Origin of the sequence: Streptomyces albidochromogenes, from assembly GCF_005981925.1 — a bacterium.
GTDB lineage: Bacteria > Actinomycetota > Actinomycetes > Streptomycetales > Streptomycetaceae > Streptomyces > Streptomyces albidochromogenes.
Map to the genome: position 1 here is coordinate 18219 of NZ_VBVX01000049.1, position 11092 is coordinate 29310.

The 11092-nt window shown below is 72.5% G+C and carries 11 protein-coding genes and 2 pseudogenes; 7 read left to right on the forward strand and 6 right to left on the reverse strand.

Annotated features, from left to right (window positions below):
- Window positions 1-420: 420 nt before the first annotated feature.
- Window positions 421-1143 (forward strand): ATP-binding protein, encoded by a 723-nt coding sequence (locus E2E34_RS09615; protein WP_244315591.1) that lies wholly within the window; start codon window positions 421-423, stop codon window positions 1141-1143.
- 48 nt (window positions 1144-1191) lie between these two features.
- Here E2E34_RS09615 and E2E34_RS09620 read toward each other — a convergent pair whose 3' ends face one another.
- The 6 genes from E2E34_RS09620 to iolC all read right to left on the reverse strand — a co-directional run bounded on the left by E2E34_RS09620 (window position 1192) and on the right by iolC (window position 8160).
- On the reverse strand, window positions 1192-1800 hold the full coding sequence (locus E2E34_RS09620; RefSeq protein WP_138901478.1) for a DUF4291 domain-containing protein: 609 nt from the start codon (window positions 1798-1800) through the stop codon (window positions 1192-1194).
- 163 nt (window positions 1801-1963) lie between these two features.
- A complete protein-coding gene (locus E2E34_RS09625; RefSeq protein WP_138901479.1) occupies window positions 1964-3463 on the reverse strand; it encodes a CoA-acylating methylmalonate-semialdehyde dehydrogenase in 1500 nt (499 codons plus the stop codon).
- Between the two features lie 31 nt (window positions 3464-3494).
- A complete protein-coding gene (iolD, locus tag E2E34_RS09630) occupies window positions 3495-5375 on the reverse strand; it encodes a 3D-(3,5/4)-trihydroxycyclohexane-1,2-dione acylhydrolase (decyclizing) (protein WP_138901480.1) in 1881 nt (626 codons plus the stop codon).
- Window positions 5372-6247: a 5-deoxy-glucuronate isomerase gene (gene iolB / locus E2E34_RS09635; RefSeq protein WP_138901481.1), complete on the reverse strand. Its 876-nt coding sequence runs from the start codon at window positions 6245-6247 to the stop codon at window positions 5372-5374. The genes iolD and iolB overlap by 4 nt, the downstream gene beginning before the upstream one ends.
- 27 nt (window positions 6248-6274) lie before the next feature.
- A complete protein-coding gene (locus E2E34_RS09640; protein WP_425573428.1) occupies window positions 6275-7141 on the reverse strand; it encodes a Cgl0159 family (beta/alpha)8-fold protein in 867 nt (288 codons plus the stop codon).
- Between the two features lie 14 nt (window positions 7142-7155).
- The gene (gene iolC / locus E2E34_RS09645; RefSeq protein WP_138901482.1) at window positions 7156-8160 is read right to left on the reverse strand and encodes a 5-dehydro-2-deoxygluconokinase; all 1005 of its coding nucleotides are present in this window, start codon (window positions 8158-8160) and stop codon (window positions 7156-7158) included.
- 126 nt (window positions 8161-8286) lie between these two features.
- Here iolC and E2E34_RS09650 point away from each other — a divergent pair, with 126 nt between their 5' ends.
- The 6 genes and pseudogenes from E2E34_RS09650 to E2E34_RS37430 all read left to right on the forward strand — a co-directional run.
- Window positions 8287-9198, forward strand: a complete 912-nt coding sequence (locus E2E34_RS09650) for a sugar phosphate isomerase/epimerase family protein (RefSeq protein ID WP_138901483.1) — start codon at window positions 8287-8289, stop codon at window positions 9196-9198.
- 231 nt (window positions 9199-9429) lie between these two features.
- Window positions 9430-9627, forward strand: coding sequence for a helix-turn-helix transcriptional regulator (locus E2E34_RS09655; protein ID WP_138901484.1), 198 nt, complete (start codon window positions 9430-9432; stop codon window positions 9625-9627).
- A gap of 261 nt (window positions 9628-9888) precedes the next feature.
- Window positions 9889-10107 carry a hypothetical protein gene (locus E2E34_RS35360; RefSeq protein ID WP_167518258.1) on the forward strand — a complete coding sequence of 73 codons (219 nt, stop codon included), beginning with the start codon at window positions 9889-9891 and terminating at the stop codon, window positions 10105-10107.
- 245 nt (window positions 10108-10352) lie between these two features.
- Complete coding sequence (locus E2E34_RS09665; RefSeq protein ID WP_138901490.1) at window positions 10353-10667, forward strand: heavy-metal-associated domain-containing protein; 315 nt, start codon at window positions 10353-10355, stop codon at window positions 10665-10667.
- A gap of 196 nt (window positions 10668-10863) precedes the next feature.
- A pseudogene (locus E2E34_RS37425) lies at window positions 10864-10914 on the forward strand (hypothetical protein); the annotation flags it as partial.
- 52 nt (window positions 10915-10966) lie between these two features.
- A pseudogene (locus E2E34_RS37430) lies at window positions 10967-11092 on the forward strand (heavy metal translocating P-type ATPase); the annotation flags it as partial.

Below are 11092 nucleotides of genomic sequence, written 5' to 3' on the forward strand. Positions count from 1 at the left end.
TGAGGGGGATACCCAGCGGTGGGAAGTCAGCGCCCTGGTCCCCCATAAGAGTGGGCAGCGAAGACCCCCGCGACCGCGCGAACGGTCCGGGGGCGTGGCCAACGCTTACAGGAGCGCCGACGTGAGTCAAACTATCGCCCGTCTCGTTGTGTTGGTGAGGCGGCTCTTGCTGCCGTGCGAGCGTCATAGGCGCGGTGGACCCAGCCCGTGCCCGACGCCTTCCCCAGCCTTCCCGCCGTCGCGCGTCGCGCCCGTGCGTTCCCGCGCGGAGGCTGTCCGTGGGCGGTACGAGCGCGCGGAGCTGCGGTCGCGGCGGCAGCGGCGGCGGGCTCTGTGGCCGGCCGCGCAGGAGGCCGACAGCGCGCCGCGTGTCGTTCACCAGATGGTGGTGGCCCGGTGAGCGCCGGCAGGGAACAGCCGTTGGCCGTTGACGAGCTGCCCGGCGACGACCCCGGCGCGAGCGACGCGGTGGTCATGCGGTGGGCGGACGATCCCCGTTGCGTCGGGCGAGCGCGTGCCGCACTGAGCGGGGCGTTGACGAGTTGGGGGCTCACGGACCTTGAGGACTCCGCACTGGTGGTGCTGTCGGAGTTGCTGACCAACGCCGGCCGCCACGCCCGCACGCCGGGACAGGACATCGAGACGCGCTATCTCCGGACGGCCGGCGGGTTGCGCGTGGAGGTGCACGACGCGACCCGCACCTTGCCGGTCCTCTCCGCTCCCGACACCGAACGCGAGAGCGGGCGCGGGCTGTGTCTGGTCGACGCGCTGGCCGACCGGTGGGGTGTCCGTGAACGGCCGGGGCTCGGCAAGGTCGTATGGGCCGAGATGTCGCCACCACCGGCGGCCGGTCATCCGCAGGAAGACATTCGCGGTGCGGGTGTGCGGCGACGGGACGAGCACGCCCGGGTCGGAGCGGTGCTGCGCTTCGTGGACTGGTCGCTGAGCCTGGACGCAGTGGGCAGCGAGCCGATCAACGAGGTGGCCTGCACGACGTGCCACGAAGCGCCGGAGCCCGGCGAGCGGGACGCTCTGGAGCACTGGTGCCTGCGGCACGCGGGGCGTACCCGGCACACCGGGTTCCGCGCCGTCACGACCGCGTTCTTCCGCGCGACATGTCACGAGTCGCTGCCGGAAGAGTGACGACGTACGCGGACGCGCCACGCCGGCCACCCCGGGCGGCGCGGCGGTTCACGCCGTCGCGCCGCCCAGGTGGGCGAGGGTTCGCGGGGTGGTCGGGTAGGTGCGCTCCGGGGGCAGCAGGCGTTCGGCCGTCGCCGTGTCGCCGGCCCGGACCAGCGCATGGATCTCGTGGGCCAGGGGGGTCACATCGGTGACCGAGACCGTCCACTCGTCCGCGTACCGCCCGGCCGCCTCGCCCGCCAGGCCCAGTTGGAGCGAGCGGTACGGCAGCGGATTCAGGTGTACGTCGCGTTCCGGGTCCCACTGCACACGGGCCGGCGCCCGGCGCAGCGCGCTCTTCCAGGCGGCCTGGTCGGCGTGGACGCCCGGTACGTAGTGCGAGAGGCAGGCGTTGCGCAGGGCCCAGTCGAAGCCCTCGCGGGTGATCTCGACGGCCAGCACGGTCTCCTGGTCCTGCTTCAGACCCCAGCCGCAGCGATACATCATCCACAGGAACGACGGCTTGATCCACGTCATCCGGTCCCGCTTCCAGGCCGGTGGGAAGCGGCCGTCGCGGGCGGCCGGCACGCCGATCGCCGGGGCGTACGCCTGGTAGACGGTGACGGTGGTGTCGGTGTGCGACGCGCGTATCTCGCGCGGGGGGTGGTGGTGCGTCATCCGGCCAGGATGACGTCCCGGGGTGCTGCCGCACCACCGCGTTTCGGGGGCGGTGCCCGGCGTCCCTCCCGCGCATCCGGCCGCCACGCACGGGACCCCCGCCGGCCGTGACGGCCGGCGGGGGTCCCGACGTGCGGTGAGCGGGGGGCGTGCCCCGATGTGATCAGTGGTTGCGCGGGAAGCCCAGGTCGACGCCCGCCGGGGCGTCCGCCGGGTCGGGCCAGCGGGTCGTGGTGACCTTGCCGCGGGTGTAGAAGTGGATGCCGTCGTTGCCGTAGATGTGGTGGTCGCCGAAGAGCGAGTCCTTCCAGCCACCGAAGGAGTGGTAGCCGACCGGCACCGGGATCGGCACGTTGACGCCGACCATGCCGGCCTCGATCTCCAGCTGGAAGCGGCGGGCCGCGCCGCCGTCGCGGGTGAAGATCGCGGTGCCGTTGCCGAAGGGCGACGCGTTCATGAGGGCGACGCCCTCCTCGTACGTGTCGACGCGCAGCACGCACAGCACCGGGCCGAAGATCTCGTCGCGGTAGGCGTCGGAGTCGGTGGAGACCTCGTCCAGGAGGGACAGGCCGATCCAGTGGCCGTTCTCGAAGCCCTCGACCGTGTGGCCCGTGCCGTCCAGGACGACCTTCGCGCCCTGCGCGGCGGCGCCCGTGACGTACGAGGCGACCTTGTCGCGGTGGGCGGCGGTGATCAGCGGGCCCATCTCGGACGCCGGGTCGTTGCCGGGGCCGATCTTGATCTTCTCGGCGCGCTCACGGATCTTGTCGACCAGCTCGTCGCCGATCGCGCCGACCGCGACCACCGCGGAGATCGCCATGCAGCGCTCGCCGGCCGAGCCGTACGCCGCCGAGACCGCCGCGTCGGCCGCCGCGTCGAGGTCGGCGTCCGGCAGCACCAGCATGTGGTTCTTCGCGCCGCCGAGCGCCTGGACCCGCTTGCCGTTGGCGGAGGCGGTCTGGTGGATGTACCGGGCGATCGGGGTGGAGCCGACGAAGGAGATCGCGGCCACGTCCGGGTGGTTCAGCAGGGCGTCGACCGCGACCTTGTCGCCGTGCAGGACGTTCAGTACGCCGTCGGGCAGCCCGGCCTCGGACGCCAGCTCAGCGAGCCGGACCGACGGGGACGGGTCCTTCTCGCTCGGCTTGAGCACGAACGTGTTGCCGCACGCGATGGCCAGCGGGAACATCCACATCGGCACCATGGCCGGGAAGTTGAACGGCGTGATGCCCGCGACGACACCGATGGACTGGCGGATCGAGGACACGTCCACGCGGTTGGACACCTGCGTGGACAGCTCGCCCTTGAGCTGCGTGGTGATTCCGCACGCCAGCTCGACGATCTCCAGACCGCGCGCGACCTCGCCCAGCGCGTCCGAGTGGACCTTGCCGTGCTCGGCGGTGATCAGGGCGGCGATCTCGTCGCGGTGGGCGTCGAGCAGCGCGCGGTAGCGGAAGAGGACCGCGGTGCGGGCGGCGAGGGAGGAGGTGCCCCACGACGCGTACGCGGCCTTCGCCGACGCGACGGCGGCGTCGACCTCCTCGACGGAGGCGAGCGCGACCTGCGTGGTCACTTCACCGGTGGCCGGGTCGGTGACCGGGCCCCAGTTGCCGGACGCGCCCTCGACGGTCTTGCCGCCGATGAAGTGGTTGACGGTCTTCATCCCAGTACTCCTTGTAGTGCAGCGGGGGCGGTCAGAGATGGCGGCGTCGCGCAGCGGCTTGACGGTCGTACTCCTCCCGGGCCTTGACCGTCGACGGGCGGGTCGCGGTCTCGGCCACGGGAACATCCCACCACGCCTGGGCGGCGGGCGCGCCCGACACTGTGTCGGGCGTTCGCGTCTCGACGTAGACACATGTGGGCCCGTCCGACCGGCGCGCCTCCATCAGGGCTTCCCGCAGGTCACGCACGGTGTGGGCGCGCAGGACCCGCATCCCGAGGGAGCCGGCGTTCGCGGCCAGATCCACCGGGAGCGGCGCGCCGGTGTACGTGCCGTCAGGCGCCCGGAAGCGGTACGCCGTGCCGAAGCGCTCGGCGCCGACGGACTCGGAGAGGCCGCCGATCGAGGCGTAGCCGTGGTTCTGCAGGACGACGACCTTGATCGGGAGGCGCTCCTGCACGGCGGTGACGATTTCGGTGGGATTCATGAGGTACGTACCGTCGCCGACCAGGGCCCACACCGGCCGGCCGGGCGCGGCGAGCTGCACGCCGATGGCGGCGGGGATCTCGTATCCCATGCAGGAGTAGCCGTACTCGACGTGGTACTGGTCGCGGGAGCGGCAGCGCCAGAGTTTGTGCAGGTCGCCGGGGAGGGAGCCGGCCGCGTTGATGAGGATGTCGTCGTGGGTGACGAGGCTGTCGAGTACGCCGAGCACCTGGACCTGGCTGGGCCGCGCGTCCCCGTCGGGCGCGGCGTAGGCGTCGGTGACCCGGTACTCCCAGCGCGCCTTTGCCTCGCGGTACTCGGTGACGTAGGCGTCGGGGACGCGGTGGCCGGAGAGGGCGTCGGTGAGGGCCCGCAGTGCGGCGCGCGCGTCGCCGACCACCTGCCGCGCGCCCATCTTGTGCGCGTCGAAGCCGGTGATGTTGAGGTTGACGAACCGGACGTCCGGATTCTGGAAGAGGGTCGCGGAGGCGGTGGTGAAGTCGGAGTAGCGGGTGCCGACGCCGATGACCAGATCGGCGGTACGGGCCAGCTCGTCGGCGGTCGCGGTGCCGGTGTGCCCGATGCCGCCGACGTCCGCCGGGTGGTCGTACGGCAGCGAGCCCTTGCCCGCCTGGGTGGAGGCGACGGGGGCCCCGGTCGCCCGGGCGAAGATCTCCAGGGCCTGCTCGGCGCCGCTGTGGTGGACGCCGCCGCCCGCGATCAGCAGAGGGCGACGGGCGGCGCGGAAGGCCCCTACGGCGTCGTCCAGTTCGCGCGCGTCCGGGACGGGCGCCCGGACCGGCCACACGCGTTCGGCGAAGAACTCCTCGGGCCAGTCGTACGCCTCGGCCTGCACGTCCTGCGGCAGCGCCAGCGTCACCGCGCCGGTCGCGGCGGGGTCGGTGAGCACCCGCACGGCGGCGAGGGCCGCCGGGATCAGGGCCTCGGGTCGGGTGACGCGGTCGAAGTAGCGGGACACCGGACGCAGGCAGTCGTTCACGGACACGTCACCGGCGTACGGGACTTCGAGCTGCTGGAGCACGGGGTCGGCGGGGCGGCCGGCGAAGGTGTCGCCGGGGAGGAGGAGAACCGGGAGGTGGTTGACCGTGGCGAGCGCGGCGCCCGTGACCAGGTTGGTGGCGCCGGGGCCGATGGAGGTGGTGACGGCGTGCGCGGAGAGGCGGTCGCTCTGGCGGGCGAAACCGACCGCCGCGTGCACCATGGACTGCTCGTTGCGGCCCTGGTAGTACGGCATGTCGTCGGAGCCGGGTTCGAGGAGCGCCTGGCCGATCCCGGCGACGTTGCCGTGGCCGAAGATGCCCCAAGTCCCGGCGATCAGGCGGTGGCGGGCGCCGTCGCGCTCGGTGTACTGGCGGGCGAGGAAGGCGACCAGGGCCTGGGCGGTGGTGAGTCGGCGGGTGGCACTCATGACGGCAGCTCCGGTCCGTACAACGGCAGTCGGGGGTCGACGGGCTGGGACGGCCAGGTGTCGCGGATCCAGCCGTGGCCGGGGTGGTCGCGGATCAGCCACTCCCGCGTCTCGCCCGGGCCCGCCATCACGTTCAGGTAGTACAGGGTGCGGCCGGGTGCGGCGATCGACGGCCCGTGCCAGCCGTCGGGGATGAGGACGGCGTCACCGGTGCCGACCTCGGCGAGGACGTCCGTACCGCCGGGGCGGGACGGCGAGACGCGGTGGTAGCCGAGGCCGTCCCCGTCGACCTCGAAGTAGTAGATCTCTTCGAGCTCGGACTCGGTGCCCGGGTGGTACTCGTCGTGTTTGTGGGGCGGGTACGACGACCAGTTGCCGCCGGGGGTCAGGACCTCGACGGCGATGAGCCGGTCGCACGCGAAGCTGTCGGCCGCCGCGAAGTTGTTGACCTGGCGCGAGCAGGCGCCGGCGCCGCGCAGCTCCACGGGTACCTCCGGCGCGGGGCCGTAGCGGGCGGGGAGTCGTCGCTCGCACCTCGCTCCTGCCAAAGCGAAGCGGCCTCCCGCGCCGGAGGAGATCTGGGCGTGGGCGTCACGGGGCACGTAGGCGAAGTCGGTCACGGCCGCGAACACGCTTTCGCGGCCCCGCAGTTCGAAGCTCTCGCCCTCCACCCGCACCGTACAACCACCGCTGAGCGGCAGCACGATCCACTCGCTGTCCCCGGCGGCGAGCGTGTGCGACCCGCCGGGCGGCAGCTCCAGTACGCGCAGGCTCGAACGGCTCCAGCCGGCCCGCTTCGGGTCGATGTCCAGGGCGTAGGGCCCCTGCCCGGCGGCTCCCGCCCGCAGGACGTGCGTGTCGTTGTCCTTCATGTCTTCTCCCTACCCCTCGGCCTCGCGCTACAGCAGTCCCACGGCCGTGTCGACCGCCGCCGCCACGTCCCCGTCGGCCGGATAGAGCAGCGAGCGGCCGACGACCAGCCCCTGGACGGTCGGCAGCCGCAGCGCCTCGCGCCACTTCTCGTACGCCGCGTCCTGGTCGTCGCCGACCTCGCCGCCCAGCAGCACGGCGGGGAGCGTCGAGGTCTCCATGACCCGCGCCATGTCGTCGGGGTCGTCCGTGACGGGGACCTTCAGCCAGGTGTACGCCGAGGTGCCGGCGAGGCCGGAGGCGATGGCGATGGAGCGGGTGACGGCCCCGGCGCTCAGGTCGTTGCGGACCTGCCCGGCCACGCGGCGGGAGATGAACGGCTCGACGAAGACGGGCAGCCGGCGCTCGGCCATCGCGTCGATGGTGCGGGCGGTGGCGTGGAGGGTGTCGAGCGATCCGGCGTCGTCGTAGTCGATGCGCAGGAGCAGTTTGCCCGCGTCGAAGCCGCGGCGTTCCAGGTCCTGGGCGCGGGGGCCGGTGAAGCGGTCGTCGAGCTCGAAGGCGGCGCCCGCCAGGCCGCCGCGGTTCATCGAGCCGACGACGACCTTGCCGTCGAGGGCGCCGAGCAGCAGCAGGTCGTCGAGGACGTCGGCGGCGGCCAGGACGCCGTCGACCCCGGGCCGGGAGAGCGCGAGGCACAGCCGCTCCAGCAGGTCGGGGCGGGCGGCCATGGCGAGGTCGCGGCCACCGACGCCGAGGGCCCCGCGGGCCGGGTGGTCGGCCGCGACGATCATGAGCCGGCCGCTCGCGCCGACCAGCGGTCTGCGCTGGCGGCGGGCGGCGGCCTCGGCGATCGCCTCGGGGTGGTGGGCCCGTACCCGGACGAGGTCGCGGATGCGCAGACCGGTGGTCACGCCGCAGGCTCCTGCGCGGGTACGGGGCCGCCCGCGAGGACCTGCTCCACCTCGGCGGGGCGGGGCATGGCGGACGAACAGGCGAGACGGGAGGCGACGATGGCGCCGGCGGCGTTGGCGTACCGCATGGTGTGCTCCAGGTCCCGGCCGGCGAGCAGCCCGTGGCACAGGGCCCCGCCGAAGGCGTCGCCGGCGCCGAGACCGTTGAGCACCTCGACCGGTACGGGCGGCACTTCGGCGGTCGTGCCGTCGCGGTGCATCGCCAGCACCCCCTTGGGCCCCTGCTTGACGACGGCGAGTTCCGCCCCGGCGTCGAGCAGGGCGCGGGCGGCGGCGTGCGGTTCGCGCTCGCCGGTGGCGACCTCGCACTCGTCGAGGTTGCCGACGGCGACGGTGGCACGGCGCAGGGCCTCGGCGTAGTACGGGCGGGCCCGGCCGGGGTCCCCGTCGCCCCAGAACATCGGCCGCCAGTCGAGGTCGAAGACCGTCACGCGGCCCGCGTCGTGCGCGCCGCCGCGCGCCTCCAGCGCCGCCAGGGTCGTCGAACGGCTCGGCTCCTCGCACAGGCCGGTGCCCGTGGTCCAGAAGATCCGCGCCGAACGGATCGCGTCGAGGTCCAGCTCCTCGGTCCGCAGTTGCAGGTCGGGCGCCTTCGGCCGCCGGTAGAAGTAGAGCGGGAAGTCGTCGGGCGGGAAGATCTCGCAGAACGTCACCGGAGTCGGCAGGTCCGCGACGCCGGTCACCCAGCGGTCGTCGACGCCGAACTCGCGGAGCTGCTGGTGGAGATAGTCACCGAAGGGGTCGTTCCCGGTGCGGGTGACGAGGGCGGTGCGCCGGCCGAGCCGGGCCGCCGCGACCGCCACGTTCGCCGCCGAGCCGCCGAGGAACCTGCCGAACGTCTCGACCCGCGCCAGCGGGACACCGGCCCGCAGGGGGTACAGGTCCACCCCGATCCGGCCCATCGCGATCAGGTCGTACGGCTCGTACGAATTGGGCGGCATGCGCGTCCCTCCGGTCCGGCGACTGCCCTCAGGTCTAGTGGCCGCCGGCGCGCCCTGTCAACAGTTTGTCCTTACATTCGGACCAATGCTTGACACCTTTCGCGGACGGCCGGAAGGCTGGCGCCCATGACCTCTCCCGCAACCGCACCGCACCGCATCCGGGTGGGATCCGCCCCCGACTCCTGGGGGGTGTGGTTCCCCGAAGACCCCCTTCAGGTGCCCTGGGAACGCTTCCTCGACGAGGTCGCGGAGGCCGGTTACCCCTGGATCGAGCTCGGTCCGTACGGCTACCTCCCGACCGATCCCGCCCGGCTCGCCGACGAGACCGGCCGCCGCGGACTGTCGGTCTCGGCGGGCACGGTCTTCACCGGGCTGCACCGGGGGCCGGAGGTCTGGGACGCCACCTGGCGCCATGTCGCGGACGTCGCCGAGCTGACCCGGGCCATGGGGGCGGAGCACCTGGTCGTCATCCCGTCGTTCTGGCGGGACGACAAGACCGGCGCGGTGCTGGAGGAACGCACCCTCACGCCCGCCCAGTGGCGGACGCTCGCCCGGCAGACCGAGCGGCTCGGGCGCGAGGTGCGCGAGCGGTACGGGCTGAAGATCGTGGTCCACCCGCACGCGGACACCCACATCGACACCGAGGAGAACGTCACCCGCTTCCTGGACGCGACCGACGCCGACCTGGTGTCACTGTGCCTGGACACCGGCCACTACGCGTACTGCGGCGGGGACAGCGTCGAGCTGATCGAGGCGTACGGGGAGCGGATCGGCTACCTCCACCTCAAGCAGGTCGATCCCGCGGTCCTCGCCGAAGTCGTCGCGAAGGAGGTGCCGTTCGGGCCCGCCGTCGGGCGGGGCGTGATGTGCGAGCCGCCGGCCGGGGTGCCGGCGCTGGAGCCCGTACTGGCGGCGGCCCGGCGGCTGGACGTCGACCTGTTCGCGATCGTCGAGCAGGACATGTACCCGTGCCCGCCGGACAAGCCGCTGCCCATCGCCCGGCGCACGCGCCGCTTCCTGCGCTCCTGCGGGGCCTGACGCGCGTCGGACCCCGTGCGGACCACCCGCCGCACTGTCACGTTCGTTGAACTCCTGTCACACATGTCTCCGTTACGCGGGTCTTCCGTCACAGGCGTACGACAGCCCCTCTCCCCTCGTCACTCTGCGTCGTTCAACGGGCACAGGCTGAGTGATCGCCAGCGTTCGCGCCCCAGCCCCCCCGACGGCCCCCCCGGCCGCCGCTGGGGCGGACGCAGGGAGGTGCCACAGATGACTGACCGCAGACTCTGGTCGTACAAGGAGATCGCCGCGCACATCCGGGTCCAGCCGGACACCGTGCGCTCCTACCGCAAGCACGGGCTGCTGCCCGCGCCCGACCACGTGGAGGACGGCAAGCCGTACTGGTACCCGGACACCATCCGGATCTGGGTCTCGCGCCGGCCGGGAAACAAAGGCCGCAAGGAATGAGCGGCTCCCGCCGTTAAATGCCGTTTTCGCTTCCCCTGTGCGTCGATGCACCCCAGATGCAGACATCTCACGCAATCTCATTTCTGATGGCCGCGCAAATCATTTGCGGGGCTATTCCGTGAGGGTAAAACTGCACGTCAGGGGGATTCTGTGACGCTGAAGTGCACACGGGAAGGAGACCCGGCAGTAGGTTGCCGGCCGGTCGGCGGGCGTGATTGCATCCGCTTCGGGAACCCCATCGCATTAATGAAAGGGCGAGTAATGCGCAACAACTTCACCTCCGGTATCGAGACCAGCGAGCTTTCCGACGACGCGCTGGACGGCGTTTCCGGCGGTCTGGCCCACGCCGGCGCCGACGTGGCCGGCCACAGCGCCTCCGTGTGCGTCGGCGACGTCGCCGGAGCCGCCGAGTCCGTCGCCGCGTCCCTCCCGCTCTCGCAGGTCGCCGGCCTCGTCTCGGTGCGGACCAGCGGCATCTGAGGACGCCCACCGCAGGAGCATTGCTCGACCCGCCGGCACGGTGAACGCCGGCAGGTCCACCCGAACCCCGGAACTCTCCGTTCCGGGGTTCGTCGCGTTCCCGGAGCGGCCCGCCCCGGGTGGTGCGGCGAGCCGCTCGCATTAATACCCCCTAGGGGTATAGTGTGACGGTGTCGGGACGTCACGGTGTTCCCGTGGCTTTCCGGAGCACCACGACCGCGTACGCCTTCGAGAGGGAGAACGACATGACCGCCGAGACCGAGACGAAGACCGAGGCCACCGCGACCGGCTCCTGCTGCTCGCCGTCCGGCTCCTGCCACGACGCCTCGGCCGACGTGCAGCTGGGCTCCGTCACCACCGTCTACCAGGTGACCGGCATGACCTGCGGCCACTGCGAGGGCGCGGTCACCGCCGAGGTCTCGCAGATCCCCGGTGTCACCTCGGTGAAGGCGGTCGCCTCCACCGGGCAGGTGACCGTCGTCTCGGACGCGCCGCTGGACGTGGAGGCCGTGCGCGCCGCCGTCGACGAGGCGGGTTACGAGCTGACCGGCCAGGTCTGAGCACCGCCGGCCCCGCCCGGCCGGGCCCCGGCACCGCGCACCACCGCACCGCCTTTTCCGGGCCGTACGGGACCAGCCCATACTGGCCCCGTACGGCCCGGCCCCGTTTCCTGGAGCGACGAATATGACCAGCACCGTGCGAGAGGCGCCGACGCCGGCCGCGGGCGCGTCCCGTGTCGAGCTGTCCATCGGCGGGATGACCTGCGCCTCCTGCGCCGCCCGGATCGAGAAGAAGCTCAACCGGATGGACGGCGTCCACGCCAGCGTCAACTACGCGACGGCGAAGGCGAGCGTCAGTCACGCCGACCGCGCTCATGGTGGGCACGGGGCGCGGCGCCCAGCTCGGCATCCTGATCAAGGGGCCGGAGGTGCTGGAGTCGACCCGTCGCGTGGACACCGTCGTACTCGACAAGACCGGGACCGTC

What these genes read in the sequence shown, in the direction of transcription:
- iolB (WP_138901481.1), bottom strand. Translation starts at nt 6,247, where the DNA reads ATGAAGGACAACGACACGCACGTCCTGCGGGCGGGAGCCGCCGGGCAG.
- E2E34_RS09625 (WP_138901479.1), bottom strand. Translation starts at nt 3,463, where the DNA reads ATGAAGACCGTCAACCACTTCATCGGCGGCAAGACCGTCGAGGGCGCG.
- E2E34_RS35360 (WP_167518258.1), top strand. Translation starts at nt 9,889, where the DNA reads ATGCGCAACAACTTCACCTCCGGTATCGAGACCAGCGAGCTTTCCGAC.
- E2E34_RS09650 (WP_138901483.1), top strand. Translation starts at nt 8,287, where the DNA reads ATGACCTCTCCCGCAACCGCACCGCACCGCATCCGGGTGGGATCCGCC.
- E2E34_RS09655 (WP_138901484.1), top strand. Translation starts at nt 9,430, where the DNA reads ATGACTGACCGCAGACTCTGGTCGTACAAGGAGATCGCCGCGCACATC.
- E2E34_RS09665 (WP_138901490.1), top strand. Translation starts at nt 10,353, where the DNA reads ATGACCGCCGAGACCGAGACGAAGACCGAGGCCACCGCGACCGGCTCC.
- iolC (WP_138901482.1), bottom strand. Translation starts at nt 8,160, where the DNA reads ATGCCGCCCAATTCGTACGAGCCGTACGACCTGATCGCGATGGGCCGG.
- E2E34_RS09620 (WP_138901478.1), bottom strand. Translation starts at nt 1,800, where the DNA reads ATGACGCACCACCACCCCCCGCGCGAGATACGCGCGTCGCACACCGAC.
- iolD (WP_138901480.1), bottom strand. Translation starts at nt 5,375, where the DNA reads ATGAGTGCCACCCGCCGACTCACCACCGCCCAGGCCCTGGTCGCCTTC.